The sequence below is a fragment of the Prolixibacter denitrificans genome, assembly GCF_003014495.1.
GTDB classification, from domain to species: domain Bacteria; phylum Bacteroidota; class Bacteroidia; order Bacteroidales; family Prolixibacteraceae; genus Prolixibacter; species Prolixibacter denitrificans.
This window is the reverse complement of the sequence record NZ_PYGC01000003.1, coordinates 164,670-189,544: the sequence shown is the minus strand read 5'-3', so window position 1 is coordinate 189,544 and position 24,875 is coordinate 164,670. Positions and strand designations below refer to the sequence as shown.

The following is a 24,875-nucleotide window of genomic DNA, read 5'->3' as shown; positions in this document are numbered from 1 at the left end:
AAAGAGACCATTACTTTGCTGTTCTTGTCTGAAAGGGGCAAACAAGCCGATAGATTAGTGAATGACGAATGAATATTATTCAGGACCTTTTAAAAAACCGAAAATGAAAAGTATATCAGAACTTCAACCCACTATTTTAACCATTTTTGGTGGCGACGGTGATCTGACCAGGCGTAAACTGATTCCGGCATTGTACAATTTATACATCGACGGATTTCTTCCCGGGAAGTTCAAAATTCTGAGTGTTGATCAGAGGGATGTATCGCAAGACGATTATAATAAAAGACATTACGAGGGAGTTAATCAATTCTCTCGCAGGGGAAAGGCTGACAAGGAAAAATGGAAGGAGTTTGAGCAATATATCACCTATGTGCAGGCTGACATAACAAACAATAAATCGTATAATCAGCTCAAAAGCATTTTTAGCGATATCGACAAAGAATGGAAAGTTGAGGCTTCCCGAATCTTTTATATGGCGGTTTCTCCTAATTTCATTGAAGTGCTTGCCAACCATCTGAACAAAGCTGGTATTGCAGGGAACAGTGAGAAACACCGCATTGTGGTTGAAAAACCTTTTGGACACGACCTGGAAAGTGCAAAGAATTTGAACAAGGTGTTGCAAGGGATTTTCAGCGAAAGCCAGATTTACCGTATCGACCATTATCTGGGCAAGGAAACAGTGCAGAATTTAATGGCTTTCCGTTTCGCCAATGCCCTTTTTGAGCCGCTTTGGAACCGTAATTTTATTCAACAGATTCAAATTACAGTTTCTGAAAATGTTGGCGTCGAAAACAGGGCTGCTTATTATGAACAGGCGGGTGCGGTACGCGACATGATTCAAAACCACATACTTCAGCTTATTTGTTTGATCGGAATGGAACCTCCGGTTGATCTGCAGGCCAACAGTGTTCGTGATAAAAAACTGGAAGTGCTGCATGCCATCCGTCATTTCTCGGAAGACAATGTATATGTAAATGCCGTACGGGGACAATATGATAAGGGCTGGATTGAAGGCAATAAGGTAAAAGCTTACCGCGAAGAAGATAACATTAATAAGGAGTCGTTAACTGAAACCTTCGCTGCGCTTCGTTTTTTTATAGACAACTGGCGCTGGCAGGGGGTCCCCATCTTTGTGCGTACCGGGAAACGCCTGCAGGAAACGACGTCATACATCACTATTCAGTTTAAGGAAGTTCCACATAAAATTTTTCCGTCAGGTGTTCGGGAACTGGTACATCCGAACTTAATGGTGATAAGTATTCAACCGCAAATGGGTATTCGGATACATTTTCAGGCCAAAAAAACCGGGCTCGATATGCAGCTGAAACCCGTGGATATGATTTTCAACTACAGCGATTCCTATAGTAACGATCCGCCGGATGCTTACGAAACACTGCTCAACGATGTTATGTTGGGCGACGCTACCCTTTTTATGCGGTCCGATCAGATAGAAGAATCGTGGAGTATTATTATGCCTATTCTTGACGTTTGGGCGAGTAATCCTCCTCAGAAGTTTCCCAACTATCCATCGGGAAGTTGGGGGCCGCCGGAAGCTGAAGCACTGATTGCACACGATGGTTTTTACTGGCATACTTTTACCGAACCGTTGGATATTAACCCGAATGCACCATCACTAGCCAAAAAGCAGAGTTAATAAAAAGTTTGGTGACGTGTTGGCGAAAAGGCAATACAATAGATTTTGTAAAATAGATTGTGATGCATTTCCAAAACGATCTGCAAAATCAATAGTAAGCAGGAATCAGCAACATCGAGGTTCGGAAACAATCGTTTTCTCTCTACTCATTAAATTGATTCATCATGAGCACAACAAAAAATTATTCTCCGATTGAAGATTACGGATTGATCGGAAACCTGAATACCACTGCGCTGGTGTCCAAACAAGGTTCAATTGACTTTATGCCCTTTTCCCGGTTCGATTCGCCCACGGTATTTGGCGCGTTACTTGACAAAGAAAAAGGGGGATTCTTCTCGATTGAGGTGAAAGATGGCGAAGTGAATCATAAACAGTTGTATTTGCCCGACACCGCCGTACTGCTTACTCGTTACCATACCAAAGACGGAATAGCCGAACTGACTGATTTTATGCCGCTGGCTGAAGAAGAAAAGCGGTTGGTTCTGGTTCGAAAACTTAAAATAATTAAAGGAAAACATACGTTCCGCATCGAAATAAATCCTCAGTTCAACTACGGAAAGAATGGTTTTACGGCTGAGAATGAGAACGGAGTGCTTGTGGTTAAAAGCAAAGGCGAAGAAAGATCCGCTTTTCAGCTGCATAGTGAATTGAATTTCAATATTGAGAACAATCTTATCTGGGCCGAAGTAGAGTTAGAATCGAAAGACGAACTCAATATCGCATTGGTAGCGGATGAAGAATCGGATAATAGGGCAAAAACCAAAAGTCTGGAATATTATGCGGAAAAGAGTTTTGAAAAAACCGTTCGTTTTTGGCGAAACTGGATTAACAAATCAACCTACAGCGGACGCTGGCAGGATGTCGTAAACCGCTCGGCAATTACGTTGAAACTGCTTAGCTCGGGGAAATACGGTTCAACAGTGGCAGCGGCTACTTTTGGATTACCCGAACTCATTGGCGGTGAACGAAACTGGGACTACCGGTTTACCTGGATTCGCGATGCTGCTTTTACCATGTACAGTTTCCTGCAACTGGGCTACACCGAAGAAGCACGTCGTTTTATTTCGTGGATTCAGCAACGCAGTCTCGAAATCGAATCAGCCAGCGATCTTAAACTGATGTACCGGGTCGACGGTTCAACCGACCTCCGGGAAATTCAGCTAAAACACCTCGAGGGATATAAAAAATCGGCCCCTGTTCGCATCGGGAACGGCGCGTTCAGCCAGTTTCAACTCGATATTTACGGAGAATTGGTTGACACCATATACATTTATAACAAAAATGCCGAACCGATTAGTTATGAATTTTGGAAAAGCTTGATGAAATTTATCGACTTTGTAGGTGAAAACTGGAAAGAAAAAGATCGGGGCATTTGGGAGGTACGGGATGATAAAAGAGAGTTTTTGATTTCAAAAGTGATGTCATGGGTAGCTCTCGATCGGGGAATTTTGATTGCCGAAGACCGTTCGTTCCCTGCTCCCCTTGAACGTTGGCGCAAAACGCGGAACGAAATTTTCAATGATGTTTTTAACAACTTCTGGAGTGAGAAGCGAAAAGCCTTTGTCCAATATCGGGGGGGTGACACACTCGATGCATCGGCACTCCTTATTCCACTGGTGCGTATGCTTAGTCCGAAAGAGCCGCGCTGGATTTCCACATTACGGGCTATTGAAGAAGAGCTGGTAACCGATTCGCTGGTGTATCGATACAAACTGGAGGACGGAGGAAGTGATGGTTTTTCCGGCGAAGAGGGAACATTTTCGATGTGTTCATTTTGGTATATCGAGTGTTTGGCCAAATCGGGTGAAATGGACAAAGCCATTCTTTATTTCGAAAAAATGCTGGGATATGCCAATCACGTCGGTTTGTATTCCGAGCAAATCAGTTTAAAAGGAGAACTTCTCGGTAACTTTCCACAGGCATTTACGCACCTCGGACTCATTAGTGCAGCACATCAGCTCCGAATGTTGATGGCACAAAACAACATGTTAAAAGGAACAGGACGGATAAATTAAAGGAATGATGAAACGACTTGAAAATAAAATAGCACTGATAACCGGTGCATCATCGGGTATTGGAAAAGCCATCGCTCTGCGTTTTGGTGATGAAGGAAGCCACGTAATCATTAACGACCTTAAGGATAGTGAGGCGGTTGATGAGGTTGTTCAGAAGATCAAGGAGAAAGGAGGCAGTGCTTCCAAATTTCTGGCGGATATCAGTCGCGAAGAGGAAGTTGAAAATATGTTTTCGCGGATAAAAAATCAGTTTGGACGGCTCGACATTTTAGTGAACAATGCAGGACGCCAGAAGGATAAAAAATTTGTTGATATGACCTTAGACGACTGGAATGCTGTTGTTGGGGTGGATTTAACCGGTCATTTTTTGTGTGCCCGCGAAGCTGCCCGTATTTTTATGGAACAACAGGCTGACAGTGAGAGTCAGTCGCCGGGGGCGATGGTATTTATCACTTCTGTCCACCAGAATATTCCGTGGGCCAGGCGGGCGAATTATTGTGCAGCCAAAGCAGGTGCCGCCATGTTGATGGAAACCATTGCACAAGAGCTGGCTCCCTATAAAATTCGGGCCAATGCAGTTGCACCGGGAGCTGTAAAAACCGCCATAAACAGGGAAAATTTTGAAGATGCCGAAGCCAGGGCAAAAATTATGCGGAAGATTCCTTTCGGCCGTCCGGGAAAAGTCGAAGACATCGCTTCGGCAGTCGCCTGGCTTGCTTCCGAAGAGGCGGAATACATAACGGGTGAAACCCTGTTTGTTGATGGGGGGATGGAACTTTTTGCGGATTTTGCGCATGGTGGCTAGACCAATAGAGTCGTTATAATGAACGAAATATGACACTTTACGATACCTTCTCTATACTTATTGTCGTGTCTGCGATGTTTGCCTATATCAATTTAAGGTTTATAAAATTACCTTCTACCATAGGTTTAATGCTGATCGCTATCATCACTTCACTCATCCTGTTTGTGGTGGCTACCTTTTTCCCGGTGGTCATGAAAGATACAACTAAACTGTTGCACAATTTTGATTTTTCAGAGTTGTTGTTGGGGTCCATGCTGAGTTTTATTCTTTTTGCCGGGGCCATTCATGTAAAAGCCTCGGAAATGAAAAAGGAACGGTTCAGCATATCGGTTTACGTTATCCTTGGATTGTTACTTTCCACCTTTATTATTGGAACCGGTTTGCACTTGATTCTGCCATTGTTCCATCTCCATGTTTCATATGTACAATGCCTTTTATTTGGTATTATCATTTCCCCTACCGATCCAATCGCAGTTCTTGCTATTTTAAAAGAGGCAGGCATTAAAAAATCAACTGAAACCAAAATAACAGGCGAATCGCTTTTTAACGATGGCGTGGCTGTCGTTATTTTTCTTACCATATTGAAAATAGCCAATCATTCTAAAGAGCTATTGTGGTGGAATATTGGACTAATTTTTCTACGGGAGGCCATGGGGGGGCTTTTACTTGGAGTCGTTATCGGTTATGGTGCGTATTTACTAATGAAGAGCATCGATAATTACAAGGTTGAAGTACTGCTCACGGTGGCCGTAGTAATGGGCGGTTACACCCTGGCCAGTAAACTCGGACTAAGCGGCCCGCTTGCCATGGTAGCCGCCGGCATCATTGTGGGAAACAAAGGCAGAGTAAGCGCAATGTCTGACAATACCTGGAATTATGTAAGTGGTTTCTGGGAATTAATCGATGATATACTAAATGCTGTCCTGTTTGTACTTATTGGTCTCGAATTACTGGTGATACCATTTAGTACAAATTATCTTATTCTTGGAGCTATTTCTGTACTCGTCGTATTAACCAGCCGGTACATTAGTATTTGGATTCCCGGGCAACTCACTCGTTTGCAGGGACGATACAGTCGTTCGAGTGTTTTCCTGCTCACCTGGGGTGGGTTACGGGGAGGTATTTCAATTGCCATGGCACTTTCGCTGCCCAAAGGATTACACAACCATCTGTGGGTGGTATTAACCTACATGGTCGTTGTATTCTCAATAATGGTTCAGGGACTTACCATCGACAAACTGGCGTTTAAACTAAACGGCCATTCCGAAGCGGAGAAGGAAATAAAATGATGGGTAAAAACGGCACTAAATTCAGTGTTACAACGACCGGTATTGTTCCCCAGGGTATCAGCAGTTGGGTGGTGGTTACTGTGGTTTCTATCGATTGTTTCTGTTGTTCCTAGTGTCATCAAGACTCAGACTACTCACCCCATTCAGACTGTGTCTGAATTTCCCCTCTCTGCGAGTAAAGAGCGGCAGTGTGGTGGTAGAATCAACGTTTGCACACAATCGCTTTACTGGAAGGAATTTTTTTATATTTTTTGCTGAATACTTGCAGCGGCAAAGCCCTCTCTATGTTAGAGAGGGTTGGGTGAGTAGATATTTCGTGTTTTTTACTCCCCCATCCGAGCTGCGGTCAGATTTCCCCTCTCTACAAGTAAAGAGGGGCGATGCTGGCGATAGCATCAACGTTTGTTCACAATAGGTAATAGGTTTGCCAGACGGCATTTTTTAGATTTTTTGCTGATTACTTGCAGCGGCAAAACCCTCTCTATGTTCGAGAGGGTTGGGTGAGTAGATATCTTATGTTTTTTACTCACCCCATCTGATTCGTGATTGAAGTGTTGCCTTTTAAAGCCAGGATGCGTGGCTAAGAGAAACAATCCCGAAGGGATGGCAGGATTGTAGAGAATATCGAGTAGAATGGGAATCACAATATTGTTCCCAAACCCCGAGGGGGTGACATAAAACTGACCTGTTTTATTTAGATTGTTGCAATGAGAAAGACCTCACCGCTGGCAGGCACCAGGTCGTCGGTGCGGTTGGCAAAATAGGCTTCTACGATATCTTTTGTCGATAATGTTTTTGCCTTCTTAAAGCCGGCTTCACGGGCCAGGTTCAATATTTTATCCGGGTTAAAGAAACTCACCATGGGTGTTCCGGCTTCGCGGGCACCTTTCTCAGCCATTTGCTGCATCTGCTGGTCTTCTTCATCCAGTAACTCCAGCGGAAGATAAAATGACATGATCAACTGAGAGTTTGCTACCAGCCCCGCCAGTTGTTTCAACATCGCCACGATGGCCTCTTCGGTCAGGTACAAACTCACACCGGTACAGGCGACAACTGCCGGTTGGCTGATGTTAAATCCTGCCGCCAGGAGTTGCTCCCACCACGAAGAAGTCTCAAAATCGACGGGTACAAAATGCAAATTGTCCGGAACGTCCAATCCAATTTCATTTAAACGTTGTTCTTTCCACGTCATCGTGTCGGGCTGATCGATTTCAAATATATGAAGCGGGGAAACAGCCTCCTGTCTGCGTTGGGCGAAGGTGTCGAGGCCGGCGCCCAGAATAACATACTGCTCAATTCCTTGTTGATTCTGTTCCACAACGAAGTCTTCAATCAGACGGGCACGGGCTACCACCGAAGCCCGAAGGCGTTGTGTATATTTCATATCAGGGCGTTCCTGCCAGCCGTCGGGCGGAGCGACCAATTTCAATCCGATTCCATCTTCGAGGATATGAGGTTCAGCATCTACCTGCACATGCAAGGCTCTCCAAAGTGCTGTTCTGACGGCAGTGTTATCCGGCTCTTTTGTTTGCTTTTTTTGTGTCATACTACCGATCATTCAATCCCTTCCCATCCAGAATCTGCGGAATGCATTTCTCCACTCTGGCCGTCCGGGTTTTCGATTGCTTGGGTTGAGCGAAATGAAAAAGATAGGCCCGTTGCCTTCCGGGAGTTAAAGCCTCGAAAGCAGTTTTCAGGGCCGGGCTTTCATCCAGCTTTGTTTGGAGTTCTTCCGGAACCGGATAATCCTTCGTCTTTTTCATCTCCACTTTCAGGCCGGCTTTCTCCGCTTCAATCGCTTCGAAGATGTAGGCTTTGATGGTCGCTTGCTGTTCGACGATATCCTGCAGGTTGGTGAACCGAATCTGGCGTCCTGCCTGTACATTCTCCGTTTGCTGAATGAGAATGCCGTTGGTGTCTTTCAGCAATGCGCCTTTGAAAAACAGCAGCGCACAGTATTCCTTAAAGCCATGTATCAACACCACATTACTGTTCTGGTACGTATAGCAGGGATGCATCCATTTCACTTCTTCGTTCAGTCCGCAATCGAGCACGATGCTTCTCAATTTGGTCATCTCGTCCTGCCATTTCCTGGCTTTGCTTAAAAACTCGTCAACTTTCGGATTCATGTCGGTCTGTTTACAATCTTCTGATTCAATGATTTTTTATTCCTGAAAAATATTAAAGCGGTTTGAGCACCAGCCTGCCGTAAGCGATAAATGCACTGATAACTGCTACCACCAGCCAGTAGACTATTTCACTGTATACTGCATTGCCCGAGAAAAGATTCAATCCGATATACAATAGCATTTCAGCAACGATAACGAGTGCGGCGATGGGAGTGAGGATAGTCAGGCGTTTCATAAATGCCGGAAGGATGAGCCCCAGGGCACAAAGAAACTCAACGACGCTCAATGCGAGCCAGACCCCGTGAGGAATCGCCTGCAAAGAAGGTACGGTTTGTTCGGGATTGGTAAATTTCCAGATGGCGCCCATGATAGTGTGCAGGGCGAGCAGTATTTGAAGAACCCATAATAGAATATTCATAGCTTATCTCTTTTGAATGTTAGATTTACGAATTATATATTTTGCGTGAAACAAGCTGTCGTGAAGAAAACCCAGATTTTTTACCCTTCCCTGAGAATTCGGGGCTAAAGGGAAACTTTGATTTTTTAGGATTCACCCTTTAGGGCCGGGGTAAAAAGACTGAAAAATCTTCACTTGATTCGTTTCACACAATGATTGAATCATTTTTGTCTTTTCAAGACTTGCATACGAGTGTCTTAGCTCTTAAGGCGATAGACGGCTATTTTAATTGGCTGACAATATCCTGTAACCGGTCGTGTGCCATGTTGATGCCTTGAGCAAACGGCATCTGCAGCAACTGGTTCCTATCGGCAACTGAGCGAAACACCATGTGCATGGTGAGTTGGCTGGTTTCGTCAGTGAGGCTTTTGAATTCCAGGAACTCCAGCTGAACTGGGAAAGGTGTATTTTCCATTTCAAATGTGCGGATGATTCGCCGGTTCGGAGTAAACTCATGGATGGTCCCGTTGGCACGGAAAACAACGTTCCCCTGGGCATCGGTTGTTTCGAACTGGTAGCTGCCATGCTTTTTGCTTTCCAGTTTCAGCACGTTGGTTCCCATCCACTGCGCTAAAATGTCGGGTTTTTCGTAAGCTTTGAAAAGCAGTTCTACCGGCAAATCAAATTCCCGTGTAATCAGAATGTCGTGTTTGCCCTCTTTAGCATCGACTTTTGTCTTTCTCTCCATCATTGGTTATTTATCAGATTTATAGTTCTTCATGATCGATTCCAGCTTGTTAAACCGGTCGTCCCATAGCTTTCTGAATGGCTCGATGAAGTCGGCAATCTCTTTCATCTTTTGCGGATTCAGATGATAATAGATGGCCCTGCCGTTTTGCTCTTGCGTCAGCAGTTCGCACTCGGTTAGGATTTGCAGGTGTTTCGAAACGGTCGGTCGGGCCGTATCGAAGTTGGAGGCAATGGCACCTGCGGTGAGCGATTGCGATGCCACCAGCAGGAGTATCGCCCTGCGGGTGGGATCGGCTATGGCTTGAAATACGTCTCGTCTTAAGTTCATCGGTACATCCTTTGGTGTTTATTGTGTAGCTATTTGACTACAAATATATGTGTAGTCATTTAACTACGCAAATGTTTTGAAAGAAAAAGAAGTGGAAGAGGGGACGGAGGGCACTAATTGATTGTTATATAGAGGTTGCTATAGTAATGGGCTTTAGGTAGGGATTCAATTTATTATCAGAGAAATGAGCGGATTCAGCAATGTTATTTGTACAATGTAATGAGCAGATGCTTTTTTAATTCCCTTGATTTATTCTTTCATTTAAGATAAAGTAGAAACTCTTGTTTCCTCTGAAAACTTCCAGTCGCATTGAGTTTTTGGCTTTGTATATTGAGTCTCCTCTTTGAAGAAATTCATTTAAATCATAAGGTGACAGAGAGTAATTTCTTGTGATTTCAAAGTAGTAAGGTATGTTTACTTTGTTTTTTAGCCTCAATGTAATGGTGCCTCTATTTTGAGAAACAGAGGAAACGATGCCACTTATTTGTTCGTTAACTAAGTCGTTGATTCTTATCTGTATTTCACTCGACTTTTTATCCGATGTATATATGATTGTTACCGTAATTAAGAGCCCCACAACAATAAAAGGTAGCCCATACCATTTCATGTCTTTGTTGCCATTTGTCTTTTTCTGAATATTGTTCATATCGGTAGGTTGTTAGTTGCCATTGCGGCTGATAACGCTATTTAATATAGCATCTTTTAGCTGGTCTTTTTATTTAATATTTCAATATAGTTTTCCGATATCTCGTAATAACAGTCGGGCGCCTGAACTTTTATTGACTGTTCTGCTATGAAGGTTAATATTGATTGTCGCTGTGCAATTTCACGGTTTGTTTTCGACTTCCATTCATCGGTTGTCGGTACGTAAATGATTGCAATACAATCTCCACCTCCAAATTCAAAAAAGAACTTTATATGCCCAGTTTCATCTTTATATATGATATATCCGCCCCGACCTTTACTTAAGAATTCAACAATTTTCGCTTTCATATTACTAGTGACTAGTCGGTTGTGAAGAAGGCAGAGCATCTCTTTTCATCCATAGAACGAGATGAAATCACTGGCGCTCCTGCAATTTTTGCCAGGCGTGCAACTCCAGGAAACTGCCTTCCACATTACCTTCCATCTCCTGAAACATCTTGAATGGAACCGTAAACGTCAAAGTCTCCCTGTCGACAATAGAACGCTTTGAAATATCAAAAAAGCCTATCACAGCCCTGGGATTTTCTTTCTTTGCCTCTTCATAGCCAAAGAGTATGGGTTGACATGCCGCACCAAAAGGCGCTGTAATACTCCGATTGGTACCACGGTCATAATCTGCCATCACCACCAGGGCCGACAACTGATCTGCATTGGCAAAAAAGACAATCAATTCGGGTTTATCCTCTTCCGTGAGCAGTTCCCAGGGTTTAAACACGACATATTGAGTAGGAACATCGGTCATCGGGAGCGAATCAACCCATTTTCTTGCCTGTTCAGGACTTTTGTAAAACCGTTCACCCTCCAGCATGTATGAGCTTTGGCGGCCCATTTGGTTGGCCATCTCCTCATTCCCCGTGGAGAGGAGGCAATCAATCGGAAATTTTCCGTATCGGTCGCCAAATCCCAGACCGGTGCCCCCTCCGGGACAACCGAAGGTTTTACGATCAAAAAAGGCCAGGCGGTTTTTCTTACTTGCCGACACCAACATGGAAGCCACACAGCCGCGCATATTTCCTTCCTTGAAGTGAAGTCCGTCTTCCGGGTTATCGTCAGTCAGTATAATCGCCACTGGTTGCATTTTCAATTTCAACGCTTCAATAAGTTTGCTATTCATATGACAAGAACCTCCATTTTTCAAATTTATAGTCGTTTATTGATGTGTAATTATGCTTTTAATCGTTGCGTACAACGGTCACTTGCATGTGGCGAGCGAAAGTCTGCCATATGACAAATTCTTATGCGTTCGATTTTTAAATTTTTTTATCATGACTCAAGAAATAAGGATGAAATAATAGAAATAACCATTATTGCTATGTACCAGTTTCTCCACGCAATTAACAGATTCGTTTCAAAATATTTTCTACGAAACTGAACGAAAACGAAACTCAGTATCCAAGATGAGAGCAATTGAACCAATGCACTCAAAAAGCTTTGTTTAAGTTCAAAATCAGTCAAAACGAGTTGAATGATAAAAGAAATCAGAAACAGTCCACCGATTATTATCCTTTCTCTTCGATTTCTTTTTTGTTTCAGTGTCTCGCTTTCCGGAATAGTCATATTGTTGTTTGGTTTTTCCATAATTACCCCTAACAGCCACTTGTATGTGGCCGGGCGGTCCCGATGCGAATCGGGGTTGCCAAACCTGCAAGAAGTGGCAATTTGTTACCAGCAGTTTTACTCTTTTTGTTCATCTGGTTTTGGCGGAATTTCCAACGGCTGATACATCTTAACGCTAGGATAAATTCTCCTTTTAATTTTTATGTAATAATTAATATTATTCAAATGGTCATTTAGTCCGTAAGAATAAAATGTGACTGTATCCTGTTTGAAGATGATTGTAAAAACGTTAGACTTTGTTTTTTTGCCTTGTACATTTTTTTTCTCCATATACGAAAAGAGATTTTCGAAATTTAATGAATCATTTTGGGCGAAATGATAAAATGTAGACTTTAATTGTTTCTCATCATCTTCAACAAAATCACCTTTAGCTGAGGTAGAAATTAAAATTTGATTATTCTTCTTTGTCAATATATTCGTCTCATGCCACCTGGAAGAACAGGCTGATAAATTAGCAACAATTATCATTGAGTCGGATTCATTCATACTATACGAAAAGTGTGTTAAGTCTTTTCTTAAATCAAAAGCCGCAGATTTTTCATCATTGATAATAGAATTGAATCCTAGTATCAATAAACTCATAATTATGTATGGCATCTTTATCATTGTTTAGTTGCTGATAACGGTTGGTGTATGGTTTCGTCGCATCACCTACGGTGCTATGCACTTAACACATTGTCAGGCCCTGTTCTTATTTCATTTTTTCTGCAAAAACCACTCGTTCTACTTCCATTACGCCCAGTTTTCTTCCGGTTGGCTTTACATATCGATTATTCAGCTCTTCATAGCCTAAATCCTCGATTAAATTCCAACCGTACTTGTCAAGCTGTGGTCCTATTTCTTTTGGGTCAAATCCGAAATGCCAGATATTACCTTTCACTGTTTTTTTGAACAAGAATTCCTGGCCATAGAGATTCTCACCTTTGATAAAGTCTATGGGTACATAGGTAAATGCCAGGTAGCTTCCGGTAGGCGCATGGGAAAAGAATTCAAACATTTTCTGAATCGATGATTCATCCACATATTGAGATACAGCTTCCCATATGAAAAAGGTCTTCTCTTCCGGTTGATAGCCATTTTCCTTCAGCTTGCTGGTGATGTCTTGTTCGATGAAGTTGATGCTTACTTGTTGTACATGAACCGGGAAAGATCCCAAAGCTCTTTCAATAGCACTTCGCTTTGCCTTGATATTCTCAGGCTGGTCGACTTCCCAGCTTTTCATGTTTTGAACTTCCGGAAGACGAAATAAACGAGTGTCGAATCCTGCTCCGAGGTTCACAATACTTTTGATGTTTTGTTTTTGAATGGTTTCAACAAGTCTTTCATCAATGTATCGCTTACGAACCAGGAAGCTACTCCAACCACCGGTCATATATTTTTCAGTCAATTTCACGAAGCCGTTTCGAATAAACGGCAATTTGGACAACCGTATCCAAAAGCGGTTCAGACCCGTGAAAAGAAGAGGAGCCAGCTCGTCGTTGATAACCCGTTCGCTTTTGGGGAAACTCTGCTCAATAGCCACTGTCAAGGTGGGTTGGTCTCCCGTTTTTGAAGCTGCATCTGTATTGATTTGATTGCTTTTCATTTTTGATGATTTCTCTTCTTATGGTGACTAACGGCTCGTGTATGAGTTGTGGCGGATTTTCTTTTGATTTCCTGCTGTCCGAAGGACACGGGAATCAGACGAGAACCGATACCCTAAACTTTGTGCTACGCTCGCCATGGCATTTGACAATTCCTAAGTTTACATTTTCTTATCTTTTTAAAATTAACAGAAAGAACGAAAGAGTGGAATAAGGTTGAGATGCAATTTAGGCCACCAGAGCCTGTCAACAAAGATTATCCCCACTCTTTTACTACAGAAATATGGTCAGTTCTCTGGGCCGTTAAGCCTGCTTTTAGGAAGTTATATTACCGTAGTTTCGTTCCTTCGCAATCAAAATATTATGAATAAAATTAATCATTTTGTGGGAGTTGATATATCGAAAGACAAATTTGATGTTTGGGACAGTAAAGCCGGACATCGTTCTTTTGCTAATCAACCCAAAGGGTTTCGAGAGTTTACCAAACAATTATCATCCAATAGTTTTTGCGTTATGGAAGCTACCGGCAGCTACTATCAGCAGCTTGCTATGTATTTATATGGGCACAAGATCAGCCTGGCCGTAGTTAATCCTATTTCCATCAAGCGTTTTATCCAGATGAAGTTACAGCAAAACAAGACCGACAAAAGTGATGCGCGCATGATTGCTTTATATGGACAGGAACAGCCCGGATTATCACCATGGATTCCGGCACCGGAGTACATCACTCAATGCAAGCAGCTTCAGCGGGTGATTGTTATTTATTTAAAACAGAATACCTCGTTAAAGAACCATATCCAGAGTTTGGAAAGTCGGGGAGTTAAAAGTGGAGTACTGATTCGTTCGCTCAAACGGCAGCTAAAACAAGTGCGCCAGGAAATTGCGTTGATGGAAGCTGAAATGCAATCGTTGATTCATCAATACGATGGAGATTTGTTTGTTAATTTATCGAGCATCCCGGGTATAGGTAAGAAGACAGCAGCTTTTCTTATCATTTTAACCAATGGCTTCCGTGATTTTGATAATTATCGGCAGGTGTCTTCATTTTGTGGCTTATCTCCCACAGAGCATTCATCGGGGACCAGCATAAAAGGTCGTTCACGTATCAGTAAACGAGGTAATCCTTATATCCGCAACCAGTTGTTTATGTGTAGTTTTACAGCGAGTCAATGTAATCCGCAGTGTCAGTTGCTTTATCAACGCCTGGTAAATAAAGGAAAGTCGAAAAAACTAGCCCTGATTGCAGTGTGCAATAAACTGATAAAGCAATCATTTGCCGTTGCCCAATCAGGAATACCATACGATCCGGCCTATCGAAGTCGTATTGTTTGTCAATAATTTTTCTTTTGGAACAGCCCCCAAAAAACAGGTTGTTTTAAAAGAAAAATTATGGGGTGAGGCTTGCTTTTTAGCTCAGTTCTTTGTTATGGGGCGTTATTTTTTTCTTTTACTATTTGACCGTCTTCCTGGATTTTCCATTGATATGTTTTGACTTTTAAAACTCTCGTGCTGTCAATATCGTTATATAATGAATCTACCTCACAAGTCCAGGTTGAATCAATGTGGTGTATATTTAAACGCTTATCTATTTCAAAGTGTTCCGTATGATAATAACTAGGTTCACCACCACAATAACCAAAAAACATTTGTTCTGAATCAATTTCTTTACCATTTAGGTCATAAGTCCTAATTACTGGTAATAATACATCTGCAGGAACAAGGTACATTATAATTTCAAAGTTGTTTTTAGTAGGTATTTTCCTATATGGGCATTCCCAAACATTTCTGACCAGGAATGAATATTCTGATGTATCAAGTATATTATTGCCTTTATATTCTCCAAAGCAGCCATTTTTATATGGCAGACTTAATGTGTCGAGTTTATCTAAAAGTGCTGCAAACTTTTTATTCGTAATATGCTTCTTAATTTTAATATTTTCAGATTTTATTGTTTTGGTCGAATTTCCTTTGTTATTTTCTTTTTTACTGCTACAAGAGAATAATAAACTAGCTATTAAAAGGATGATTAGTTTTCTCATGGCCTGTTTTTATTAATTATTCTGAAGACGATTTTTGTTGTGTAGTTTAATGCCCATAACGTTCACTTGTATGTGGTCGGACGGTCCCGATCTCCCGCCTGCCATCTGACAATATGTTAGCGGTTGTCGTTTTTTTATTCAATTTGTATTTTTCCATTTATTTCATTCGAATAAACAGCACTATCAGCGAGTTCATATTTTACTCTAAACTTAGTATTTGTCGTTCCAAAGTTCTGTCTTAATGCTGTTATAACAATTTCATTTGGTGGCAGATAAAGCTCAGTTAGTCCTGTTCCACAGTCGTAAATAAAAGGTCTTTCAATTTCTGTCCATTCTCCAAGGGTGTCTTTGGTCTCCGTAATCATTGGCAAAATATCTCCAAGACCAATACTTAAAGTGTCAGAACTTTTGTTTTCAATAAAAATAGGATAGGATTTTTTACCCACTCGATATTCTGGTTTTTTGTAGTATTCCCAAACGCTCATTGGAAAACCTATTGTTTTAGTAGTGTCTATATAGATTTGCAAATCATTTGGGGCTGGTCTTTTGTATTTATCCCAATCAGGTGTTCGATTTTCAATTTTGGAAGGTTTATAAGTCAATTGTATTGAGTCCTTTAAATTTCCAATGTAAACTGGTGAAAATTGTGCTTCGAAATGGTTTGTAATTGTATCAAGAAGCAGTTCATTGTCAAAGTGGTCATAAAGCACTATGCCAGAATATGGAAATACCTTTTTTTCTGATTTTTGAATTTCAGGACGTACTTTTTTGGCGTCTCCATTTTGGCAAGAAGTCAATACTAAAATTAAAAGTATGATTGATACGATTTGTTTCATTTTAAATGCCATCTAACGTAGTTGTAAATGCAGTACGTTTACCTCAGGAAAAGGTCCTCTTTCCATACCCATATGGGGTGGAAAACACACCTGCAGAGAACGTATCGTATGTAAATTGTTGTCCATCTTCATTGAGCGTTAGGCTTTTCAAGTTAGAAAATATTTCCTTAAAACTTATTGTTCACCTGTGAAAATCATGTTTGGAGCAACTGTAAATTCAAGGGACAATAGTTCGGGGAGGGCACCATCCGGTTGCGTAATTTTAACGGATTGTTTGATGTCCTATTTCCCTTTCGGGGGCGGGAGGATTGATTGCGGCTGTTTGTTTTACACGTTCTTTATTCAACCCAGAATATTGGTCTATTTCCTTTTATTCCACCATTTCCATTTTTCTCTTTCCAGGCGAATCCATCTATTTTCAATTTCTTTATTGTTTCCAACGCTTTTTCTTTTGAAATGTCATGGTGATTGGCTGGCGTTCTCTCAAATGAAATTGCGATTTCTGTTGAGTCATCTAAAGTCGCAGTAATTCCACGATAGATTAAAGGTGGTTCCTGAATGATGTATAAATCAGAGGTTTCAATATTCAAGGTTTCAATAACGTTTTCAACTGTCATTCCTGGTTCTATGTCATTAACGCGATTCGTCTCTTTTCTTGAAGTTGAACAAGAATAAAGGAAAATCAAAAAGGTTGATATGTAAAACGTAGTTTTCATTTTTCTTAGGTTATGCCCAACGGCGGTGGTATGAAACGTTGCGCATTTTGAAATGCAAACTTATCAGCCCGCTATGCCGTTGATTAATTGTTATGTGTTGTTTTTATTACTTGTGATGGAATCTTTTTCCACCCATTGGTAGGATTCTTACTACTATCGTTTATTTCATACTTTAAAATTATCCTATTCCATGATGGACGAATTGAATCAAAAACAACTAAAAATCTTTTGTCAATTAATCTTGATGTTTGTTCATCTGGAAGGTTTGTTGGAAAATCTCCTTTATAATTCCTTTTCTGGTATGAAAATCCATATTCTATTGCTTTTCCTCCTCGTGCCAAACCATGGACACCTGTTACGATGCCTATCGAATATAGAGAATTTCTCTTAACACTATGCAATTTGTGGCTATCATATAGATAAATAGCTGCAAGCATTAATAAAACCACTAATAAATTCAATATCGATTTTCTATTAAATTTCATCGTTGAGTTTTAAGTTGACATGTCTGATAATGTTGTCGGGGCGGATTTCGGAGCGTGTTTACATCCGGTAGGACTGAACGGCGATGAGAGAATCCGAGGATGCCGCACCACTGAACCCGCCCTGCAATATGTACTGTGTCAGCGTTTCGTTTTTTTATTTTTTTAAAATTACTATCAAACAAAAAAGTCCTAACGTGAAAAAGATAATAGTAGGAATAAATACAAATGAAAATCCTGTTTTTCCAATATGAATTATCCCTTGATTGTCAATTTCATGTTCTGTCATAAATTCGTCGGATTTTGTTTTGTATACTTTTATGATTTGTCCAATCTCATGTTTGTCAAAATCTCCTTTACTAACTTTAATTTCTTTTTCATCGTCTGTTCCTACAATTTTACCTCTAAAATTCAAGTCAGGGAAACTCTGTCCGTTCTCTTTTTTATTGTATTTATCCTCGATTTGAAATTTGATTGGATTAGTCAAATCCAATTTATTGTATAAAATTGTTGAAGTTATTGCATCTTGTCCGCCAAGATAAGTCACTGCAAAAGACACAATCATTAATATGAATAGTTTATTCTTGAATATTTTCAGTTTCTCAATCATGCTAATTTCTTGTCTTTTAAAATGAACGTTAACGTTGTTGTAAGCGTAATACGTTTATTTTTCTTTGAGCTTCATGAAAAGGTGTTCTTTCCATACCCATATGGGGCGGAAAACACACTTTCAGAGAACGCTTCGTATGTAAGTCTTTGTCCATCTTCATTGAGCGTTAGGATTCAAGTTTATAAATAAATTCTTCTATTTCCATTTGTCGGGCATTGGCAAATCCCTTATCGGTGCCGACTTTGTAAAAACCACATTTTTCCAATACTCTCTGTGAACCCAAATTGTCAAATGCAACTCGTCCGAAAATTGGTCTGGTGGTTTCAATGGTCAGAAATTCTTTTAGTGCTTTTGTGGCAATGCCTTGTCCCCAAAATTTTCGGTCAATCCAATAAGTAATTTCGGTATGACCTTCCATGACAAACTTAGCAACGCTTCCTACGATAATATTATTAAGGGTGATGGTTTGATTATTGACGGTTGGGTCATCCAGCAATTTTGTGTATTTGCTGATGTAAGCAGCTTTGTCCGTTGGGTCTTTTGGCATAAATGCAGCTAAGTATCCACTTTCTTTGTCAGTTTGAAATTGAAACAAAATATCTAAGTCCGGAATCTTCGTTGGTCTAAGTTTTATGTCAGGTTGATGGTTTGTCATACCAGGATTCATTGTTCGTTTGAGTTTGGCTTAAATGCCTTTTACAATGTATTAGCAAACGTATTTTATTAATAATGTCCTCAAAAACTTCTTGATAAATAATCATTTGTCTTTGGGTTATATAGTTTAACTTTTGAATAAAGCAGGAAGAACTTAAACTCCATCAGTAGTTTCCCATTTTCATCGTACTCAATATTTTTATCGTTTAGAAATCCGTTCTTTTTTAAGGATTCAATTTGTCCATTCTTTAGATAAGTTGTCAACTTTCCTAATTGCCCATTTTTAAATCTTCCTTTTTGCCATAATTCTCCAGTATTTCTATAAATCATGTATTTTCCATGACATTTTTCACCACAATAAACATAGAAATAATAAGTTGGTCCAATATGTTCTGATGTTGAGGAAAGATAAATTGGAGGAATAATCAAGGTGTCAATTTTATCGGAATCAATTTCAATACTTCTCCTTAAATTTCCCTTTGGAGAATATAACTCTAAATTATAAATCCCTTTCTCTGGAAGTATGCATGTCCCATCTGAATCAGGCATGAAGCTATAAGTAGAATCGTTCTCATTTTTTGTTAACCAAAATCCATTCGATTTAATCATCATGCTGTCGCAAGAATATTTCAAATACAAGTCATAAGAAATCTTTTTAGGTTCTTGCGCTTGCGTTGTCAATGAAATAATTAAAAAAATCAAACAGATTAAATTTCTCATTCTAAGTTTAGTTTGCTTCGATTCGTTTAAATTATGCAGAATGTTGTTGTATGCGTAATACGTTTATTTTTCTTTTAGCTTCACGAAAAGGTGTTCTTTCCAACCGATATAGGGTGGAAAACACACCTGTAGAGAACGCTTTGTATGTAAATATTTGTCCATCTTTATTGAGCGTTAGGGTTTTTCAAGTTAGAAAATATTTCTCAGAACTTATTGTTTACCCAATAAAACTTATGGAATGCATGGTATCAAAGCCTCGCAGGCTGCGGGCACTATCCGATTGTGAAGTTTTAGCGGATTGTTGGATATTCTGTCACCCCCTCGGGGTTCATGCCCAATCGCTATCATCGCTCTGCTACAATCATGTCATCCCTTCGGGATTTTAAAATATCCCAGCATAGAAAAAGCTAAATGAATATTTAGTTTCTGTAATTGTTTCATCCTTCAAAGGAACAAATCTTTGCAACTGCACAATCCCGAAGGGATGGCAGGGTTGTTGGACAAACGGCTGGAATTAATCATTCCGAACCCCGAAGGGGTGACAGAATCTTAGCGGTATCCCACCAAATGCCCCGGCAATCTCCGGACGACGGAAGAAACGTTTCTTCACCTTCACCGACCAACCCATGCCTGGTAATTTCCCGGTCAATGCCCCCGGGGAAAAGAACAACACCCCAAATGCTTTCCGCAACCCATTCAAGGCTATATTTTTCCGTGTTTGTGATAATTTTTACCGTCATAAGGATAAAACCAGTTGGCATAAAGCTAAATTCTCTTTGCTCCGGGCTAATTTTTGTCGGCGTAAGGCTAAATGTTTCCTGCATAAGGCTAAAAGTTTCCGGCGTCAGGAATAGGTTAGTTCGCTCAAGTTTCTATTTAGTGACCTCAAGTCGTAGCTTAACCGGCGTAAGGACCACCGCAACTGGTTCAAGGATGGGGGGTGAGTTGGTTCAAGGAGCGCCGCAGTTGGCTCAAGAGACGGGTTAGATGGTTCAAGAGATGCGTTAGATGGCAGAAGTTTCAGGTTACACTGAGCCGTTACTGTTGTTGCTATTGTTTCTATCGTTACTGTTGTTCGGCTTCGATGTTCCGCTGGTGCTGGTTGAGTGGGGCCACGATATATCGTGGCCGTGCAGTATCCAGGTTTCAGGTTGGGAAGAGGTTTCTGTTGTTCCTGTGGTTCCTGATGTTTCTATTGTTGACGAGCTTGAGGTTTGGGATGAGCAGTTTGAAATCCATCTCGCTTTTCTGTCAATCTAATGAAATCGTTATTGTGCGAAAATTGAATACCATCCTTCCTCCTACATCCGAAAAACTGTGTTACATTTATGTGTTTAACAAAACTTACGGAATCTGAACCCAAATATGATGAAAATCGATCCTGCCCAACTGATTGTCCGGAGAGCAGACGTCAGCGATGTGCCGCTGTTGGTTGCTTACCGGATGAGGTACCTCACCGAGCTCCAGGGAGAAATGGACGAGCGGTACAAACTGAAACTGCTGGAAGACCTTACGCGCTATTTTGACCGGGCGTTGACCGAAGGCCGGTTCATTGCCTTTTATGCCGAGCTGGAGGAACGGGTTGTGAGTTTTGGCGGGATGGTCATCAAGGAGATTCCGGGCGACAGATACAAAACCATGTACCTCGAGGGCGATATCCTGAACATGTATACCGTTCCGGAAGCCCGCCGGCAGGGGGTATCGTCGGTTATTCTGGAGGCGTTGCTCGACGAAGCAAAGATACGGGGCATCAGCAAGGTGGCGCTGCACACGTCGAAGGACGGCGAGAAGCTGTACCGGAAATATCACTTCACCGAACCTGTTTATCCGTACCTCGAACGGCCCATTAATACCGAAGAATAGCATGCCGCAGAAAAAGAAAAACCCCTGGAGCTGGATTCCTACCGTCTATTTCGCTGAGGGGATGCCGTACATCGTTGTGATGACCGTGTCGGTTATCATGTATAAACGTCTGAATATTTCGAACACCGAAATTGCTTTTTATACCAGCTGGCTCTATCTCCCGTGGGTGATTAAACCCTTTTGGAGCCCCATCGTGGAACTGCTGAAGAGCAAGCGTTGGTGGATTGTCACCATGCAGCTGTTCATCGGGGCGGGACTGGCCGGCGTGGCGTTTACGCTTCCCACCACTTTTTTCTTCAAAGGAACACTGGCATTTTTCTGGTTGCTGGCGTTTAGCTCGGCCACGCACGACATCTCGGTGGACGGCTTCTACATGATGGGACTGACCGAAAACGAGCAGGCCTTTTTTGTGGGTATCCGGAATACCTTTTACCGGATAGCCATGGTGACAGGGCAGGGGATACTGGTTATCCTGGCCGGCTACCTCGAGGGCTCGTCGTACTTTGGGGAACCGGAGTCGCAGAAGAGCATCGCTTATGCCTGGGCATTTACCTTTATCGTACTGGCCATCCTGTTTGTGCTGTTTGCCATTTATCACAAGTTCTTCCTGCCGCATCCCGATGAGGATGTTCAGAAGGCATCGGTGAGTATTGAAACGATTTTATCCGGGTTCGGAGAAACCATCCGGGCTTATTTCGTGAAAAAGGAAATCTGGACCATCCTTGGATTTTTGTTGTTGTTTCGCCTGGGAGAATCGCAGCTCGTGAAGATGGCGTCGCCGTTTTTGCTGGACGCGAAGAGTGTGGGCGGCCTGGGGCTGTCGACCGAGCAGGTGGGACTGGCCTACGGAACGGTGGGTATCATTGCTCTGACGGTTGGTGGAATACTCGGAGGCTGGCTGGCTTCCCGAATGGGATTTGGCCGGTTGCTGTGGATCTTCGTATTATCGATGAACCTGCCGAACCTGGTGTACGTGTACCTGTCGTATGTTCAGCCGTCGGCTACATGGATCATCATTTCGTCAGTGGGAGTGGAACAGCTGGGTTACGGATTCGGATTTACGGCCTACACGCTGTACATGTTGTACGTGTCGGCCGGGAAATACCAGACGGCGCATTTTGCTTTCAGCACCGGAATCATGGCCCTGGGAATGATGGTGCCGGGCATGGTGTCGGGCTGGATACAGGAAACAGTCGGCTATCAGCACTTCTTCGTATGGGTGATGTTGTGTACCATCCCCGGATTCATCATGGCCAAACTGATTAAGATTGACAGGAATTTTGGGATAAAGAAGGATTAAGGTTCGGCTTCGCCGTTAATATTGTTTCTGTTGTTTGGCTTCGATGAGCTATTCGCTGCTGTGGCTGTAGGGTCACGATATATCGTGACCGTGTGCTAACCAGTTTTTGTGGTTAGAAATGTTTCTATGGTTACTGTTGTTGGGCTTCGATGAAGGTACACTCTTTGTGTTCTTCGTGAAAAGTCCTTAGTGTCCTTCGTGGTAAAAAATTAAACCGCAAAGAACACAAAGTAAGCACAAAGTTCACAAAGGCATCAACGAATGACTTGCTGCTCACAGTTCCGTTAGCTGCTGCGGCGGTAGGGTCACGATATATCGTGGCTGCCTGCTAACCAGTCTCTGTGGTTAGAAATGTTCCTATCGTTTCTATTGTTGGGCTTCGATGAAAGTAGGCTCTTTGCGTTCTCAGCAAATATCTTTGCGGCCTCTGCGTGGAATAAAGAAAGGTTCCAGTTACGCTGAGCGGTTACAGGTTGGACTACACCGTTTCTGTTGTTTCTATGGTTACTATTGTTCTGCTTCGATGAGGGGATTCTTTGTGTTCTTCGTGAAAAGTCCTTAGTGTTCTTCGTGGTAAAAAATTAAACCACAATGAACACAACGTAAGCACAAAGTTCACAAAGGCATTAATGAATGACTTGCTGCTCACAGTTCCGTTAGCTGCCGGGGTAGTAGGGGCACGATATATCGTGGCCGCACGCAGAAGGCGCAACAGGGGAGGAAAGCACGGTCAGGACATGTCCTGACCCTACCAGTTGGGAGCTCTACCCGATGTTACATTTCGGTTACAGCATTGATGACCTTCAGGGAATTGCGTAACTTGAACAGCAAAATCGATTGGCTTTTAACCTGTTCAATTTCCTGTGATGAATATTACCATCCTGAACGGAGATATGTCGGACACTTCGGGCGACTTCTCAGCTTATATCCAAAAGCTGGCCAGGAAGCTTCGCGAAGAGCACCGGGTCAACCTCTTTCTCCTGAACCAAATGAATATTCAGCATTGCTCGGGATGCTGGAACTGCTGGTGGAAAACGCCCGGCAGATGCAATACCAACGATGACGCCGAACAGGTTCTTCGGGCGGTCATCAATTCCGACTTTGTGATTTTCGCATCGCCACTGATGGCCGGCTTCGTCAGCTCGTTGCTGAAGCGGATGACCGACCGGTTTGTCGGATTGCTTCATCCGTACATCGAAATGCGGAACGGCGAGTCGCATCACATCAAGCGGTACCCACACTATCCCGACTTTGGGGTGATTCTGGCCAAAGAGCCCGATACCGATGAAGAAGACCTGGCAATTGTTCGTGATATCTACGATCGGTTTGCCCTGAACTTCCATGCGCAGCAGCGATACCTGAAATGCATTGAAACCAGTAACGTGAAGGAGGTTGTCCATGAAACTAGCCATTATCAACGGGTCGCCGAGGCGTAAGAAGAGCAATTCGAAGATATTAATCGAGCGCTTCCTGAAAGGCTACTACCGGGAATGCACCGACGAAGTGCCGGTTCATTACCTGGCCGGACAGAAACGGAAAGAGGAAGCGCTGTCGTTGTTCGAACAGGCCGAAACGGTGCTGGTCGTTTTCCCGCTGTACACCGATTGCATGCCGGGAATGGTGAAGGAGTTTTTCGAAGAGGTGTCGAAACCGGGGATTATCCGTCCGCGGCGTATCGGGTTCATCGTGCAGTCGGGGTTCCCCGAAGCCATTCACTCGGTGTATGTGGAGCGTTACCTCGCCAAATTCGTGAAGCGCCTGAAACGGGAATACCTGGGAACGGTTATCCGGGGCGGCGTCGAGGGGATACAAATCATGCCCCCGGGAATGACGCGGAAGTTGTTCAGCCACTTCGAAGAGCTGGGACGGTACTTTGCCGAACACGACGAGTTCTCGCCGGAAATCATGGAAGTCCTGCGAAAGCCTTACACCTTGTCGGGCAGGCGCCGGATGATGTTCAACCTGCTAAAACATACCGGACTCACCAACTTCTATTGGAATAGCCATCTGAAGAAAAACGGGGCCTGGGAGAAGCGTTTCGATAGGCCGTACGAAAACGCGCAACCGTAGCCCGAGAGTTTCATTTATTCCACGCAAAGGCCGCAAAGATTTTCGCTGAGAACGCAAAGGGAGTAACTTCATCGAAGCCGAACCTGAAACCTGAAACCTGAAATCTGAAACCTGAAACCGCGAAGCCCAACCACAGAAACCCTTCTAACCTGTAACCGCTGTTCAGCTTCGATGATGGGATTCTTTGTGTTCTTCGTGAAAAATCCTGGTGTTCTTAGTGGTAGAAAATTAAACCACAATGAACACAAAGCAAGCGCAAAGTCCACAAACGCATTAATGAATGACTTGCCGCTAAAGGAACATCGAAGCCTGA

The 24,875-nt window shown here is 42.4% G+C and carries 27 protein-coding genes; 10 read left to right on the top strand and 17 right to left on the bottom strand.

Features of this window, described 5'->3' with window-relative positions:
- The first annotated feature begins 103 nt into the window (after window positions 1-103).
- From zwf to CLV93_RS07680, 4 genes are all read left to right on the top strand, one after another.
- A complete protein-coding gene (zwf, locus tag CLV93_RS07695) occupies window positions 104-1,654 on the top strand; it encodes a glucose-6-phosphate dehydrogenase (RefSeq protein ID WP_106541851.1) in 1,551 nt (516 codons plus the stop codon).
- 164 nt (window positions 1,655-1,818) lie between these two features.
- Window positions 1,819-3,669: a glycoside hydrolase family 15 protein gene (locus tag CLV93_RS07690; RefSeq protein ID WP_106541605.1), complete on the top strand. Its 1,851-nt coding sequence runs from the start codon at window positions 1,819-1,821 to the stop codon at window positions 3,667-3,669.
- Between the two features lie 4 nt (window positions 3,670-3,673).
- On the top strand, window positions 3,674-4,474 hold the full coding sequence (locus CLV93_RS07685) for a glucose 1-dehydrogenase (protein WP_211297774.1): 801 nt from the start codon (window positions 3,674-3,676) through the stop codon (window positions 4,472-4,474).
- Window positions 4,475-4,503: 29 nt separating this feature from the next.
- On the top strand, window positions 4,504-5,763 hold the full coding sequence (locus CLV93_RS07680) for a cation:proton antiporter (RefSeq protein WP_106541604.1): 1,260 nt from the start codon (window positions 4,504-4,506) through the stop codon (window positions 5,761-5,763).
- A 694-nt stretch (window positions 5,764-6,457) separates the two neighbouring features.
- Here the strand turns inward: CLV93_RS07680 and CLV93_RS07675 are convergent.
- The 10 genes from CLV93_RS07675 to CLV93_RS07625 all read right to left on the bottom strand — a co-directional run bounded on the left by CLV93_RS07675 (window position 6,458) and on the right by CLV93_RS07625 (window position 13,274).
- Window positions 6,458-7,309, bottom strand: coding sequence for a class I SAM-dependent methyltransferase (locus tag CLV93_RS07675; RefSeq protein WP_106541849.1), 852 nt, complete (start codon window positions 7,307-7,309; stop codon window positions 6,458-6,460).
- 1 nt (window position 7,310) lies between these two features.
- Window positions 7,311-7,892, bottom strand: a complete 582-nt coding sequence (locus CLV93_RS07670; RefSeq protein ID WP_106541603.1) for a YdeI/OmpD-associated family protein — start codon at window positions 7,890-7,892, stop codon at window positions 7,311-7,313.
- Window positions 7,893-7,944: 52 nt separating this feature from the next.
- Window positions 7,945-8,310, bottom strand: coding sequence for a DoxX family protein (locus CLV93_RS07665; protein ID WP_106541602.1), 366 nt, complete (start codon window positions 8,308-8,310; stop codon window positions 7,945-7,947).
- A gap of 259 nt (window positions 8,311-8,569) precedes the next feature.
- Window positions 8,570-9,040, bottom strand: coding sequence for an SRPBCC domain-containing protein (locus tag CLV93_RS07660; protein ID WP_246187271.1), 471 nt, complete (start codon window positions 9,038-9,040; stop codon window positions 8,570-8,572).
- A 3-nt stretch (window positions 9,041-9,043) separates the two neighbouring features.
- Window positions 9,044-9,367 carry an ArsR/SmtB family transcription factor gene (locus CLV93_RS07655; RefSeq protein ID WP_106541600.1) on the bottom strand — a complete coding sequence of 108 codons (324 nt, stop codon included), beginning with the start codon at window positions 9,365-9,367 and terminating at the stop codon, window positions 9,044-9,046.
- A gap of 235 nt (window positions 9,368-9,602) precedes the next feature.
- Window positions 9,603-10,013 carry a hypothetical protein gene (locus CLV93_RS07650; protein WP_106541599.1) on the bottom strand — a complete coding sequence of 137 codons (411 nt, stop codon included), beginning with the start codon at window positions 10,011-10,013 and terminating at the stop codon, window positions 9,603-9,605.
- A 56-nt stretch (window positions 10,014-10,069) separates the two neighbouring features.
- Entirely contained in the window at window positions 10,070-10,360 is a 291-nt protein-coding gene (locus tag CLV93_RS07645) for a hypothetical protein (RefSeq protein ID WP_146141980.1), read from the bottom strand.
- A 67-nt stretch (window positions 10,361-10,427) separates the two neighbouring features.
- The gene (locus CLV93_RS07640; RefSeq protein WP_106541597.1) at window positions 10,428-11,186 is read right to left on the bottom strand and encodes a DUF169 domain-containing protein; all 759 of its coding nucleotides are present in this window, start codon (window positions 11,184-11,186) and stop codon (window positions 10,428-10,430) included.
- 560 nt (window positions 11,187-11,746) lie between these two features.
- On the bottom strand, window positions 11,747-12,286 hold the full coding sequence (locus CLV93_RS07630; protein WP_146141979.1) for a hypothetical protein: 540 nt from the start codon (window positions 12,284-12,286) through the stop codon (window positions 11,747-11,749).
- 94 nt (window positions 12,287-12,380) lie between these two features.
- Window positions 12,381-13,274, bottom strand: coding sequence for a class I SAM-dependent methyltransferase (locus CLV93_RS07625; protein WP_106541594.1), 894 nt, complete (start codon window positions 13,272-13,274; stop codon window positions 12,381-12,383).
- Window positions 13,275-13,635: 361 nt separating this feature from the next.
- Between CLV93_RS07625 and CLV93_RS07620 the strand changes: the two genes are divergently transcribed.
- Window positions 13,636-14,610 (top strand): IS110 family RNA-guided transposase, encoded by a 975-nt coding sequence (locus CLV93_RS07620; protein ID WP_106541593.1) that lies wholly within the window; start codon window positions 13,636-13,638, stop codon window positions 14,608-14,610.
- 86 nt (window positions 14,611-14,696) lie between these two features.
- Here the strand turns inward: CLV93_RS07620 and CLV93_RS07615 are convergent, their stop codons facing one another.
- From CLV93_RS07615 to CLV93_RS07585, 7 genes are all read right to left on the bottom strand, one after another.
- On the bottom strand, window positions 14,697-15,311 hold the full coding sequence (locus CLV93_RS07615; protein ID WP_106541592.1) for a hypothetical protein: 615 nt from the start codon (window positions 15,309-15,311) through the stop codon (window positions 14,697-14,699).
- A 134-nt stretch (window positions 15,312-15,445) separates the two neighbouring features.
- The gene (locus CLV93_RS07610) at window positions 15,446-16,147 is read right to left on the bottom strand and encodes a hypothetical protein (RefSeq protein WP_146141978.1); all 702 of its coding nucleotides are present in this window, start codon (window positions 16,145-16,147) and stop codon (window positions 15,446-15,448) included.
- Between the two features lie 338 nt (window positions 16,148-16,485).
- A complete protein-coding gene (locus CLV93_RS07605; RefSeq protein WP_146141977.1) occupies window positions 16,486-16,863 on the bottom strand; it encodes a hypothetical protein in 378 nt (125 codons plus the stop codon).
- Between the two features lie 83 nt (window positions 16,864-16,946).
- Window positions 16,947-17,348: a hypothetical protein gene (locus tag CLV93_RS07600; RefSeq protein ID WP_106541589.1), complete on the bottom strand. Its 402-nt coding sequence runs from the start codon at window positions 17,346-17,348 to the stop codon at window positions 16,947-16,949.
- A 154-nt stretch (window positions 17,349-17,502) separates the two neighbouring features.
- Window positions 17,503-17,955 (bottom strand): hypothetical protein, encoded by a 453-nt coding sequence (locus CLV93_RS07595; RefSeq protein WP_106541588.1) that lies wholly within the window; start codon window positions 17,953-17,955, stop codon window positions 17,503-17,505.
- Window positions 17,956-18,121: 166 nt separating this feature from the next.
- Window positions 18,122-18,622 (bottom strand): GNAT family N-acetyltransferase, encoded by a 501-nt coding sequence (locus CLV93_RS07590; RefSeq protein ID WP_106541587.1) that lies wholly within the window; start codon window positions 18,620-18,622, stop codon window positions 18,122-18,124.
- A 68-nt stretch (window positions 18,623-18,690) separates the two neighbouring features.
- A complete protein-coding gene (locus CLV93_RS07585; protein ID WP_106541586.1) occupies window positions 18,691-19,329 on the bottom strand; it encodes a toxin-antitoxin system YwqK family antitoxin in 639 nt (212 codons plus the stop codon).
- A gap of 1,008 nt (window positions 19,330-20,337) precedes the next feature.
- Between CLV93_RS07585 and CLV93_RS07575 the strand changes: the two genes are divergently transcribed.
- The 5 genes from CLV93_RS07575 to CLV93_RS07555 all read left to right on the top strand — a co-directional run bounded on the left by CLV93_RS07575 (window position 20,338) and on the right by CLV93_RS07555 (window position 24,562).
- A complete protein-coding gene (locus CLV93_RS07575; RefSeq protein ID WP_106541584.1) occupies window positions 20,338-20,589 on the top strand; it encodes a hypothetical protein in 252 nt (83 codons plus the stop codon).
- A 105-nt stretch (window positions 20,590-20,694) separates the two neighbouring features.
- Window positions 20,695-21,192, top strand: a complete 498-nt coding sequence (locus CLV93_RS07570) for a GNAT family N-acetyltransferase (protein WP_106541583.1) — start codon at window positions 20,695-20,697, stop codon at window positions 21,190-21,192.
- A gap of 1 nt (window position 21,193) precedes the next feature.
- Window positions 21,194-22,492 (top strand): MFS transporter, encoded by a 1,299-nt coding sequence (locus tag CLV93_RS07565; RefSeq protein ID WP_106541582.1) that lies wholly within the window; start codon window positions 21,194-21,196, stop codon window positions 22,490-22,492.
- 866 nt (window positions 22,493-23,358) lie between these two features.
- Window positions 23,359-23,928, top strand: a complete 570-nt coding sequence (locus tag CLV93_RS07560) for a flavodoxin family protein (RefSeq protein WP_106541581.1) — start codon at window positions 23,359-23,361, stop codon at window positions 23,926-23,928.
- Window positions 23,891-24,562, top strand: coding sequence for an NAD(P)H-dependent oxidoreductase (locus tag CLV93_RS07555; protein WP_106541580.1), 672 nt, complete (start codon window positions 23,891-23,893; stop codon window positions 24,560-24,562). The genes CLV93_RS07560 and CLV93_RS07555 overlap by 38 nt, the downstream gene beginning before the upstream one ends.
- The last annotated feature ends 313 nt before the right edge of the window (window positions 24,563-24,875 follow it).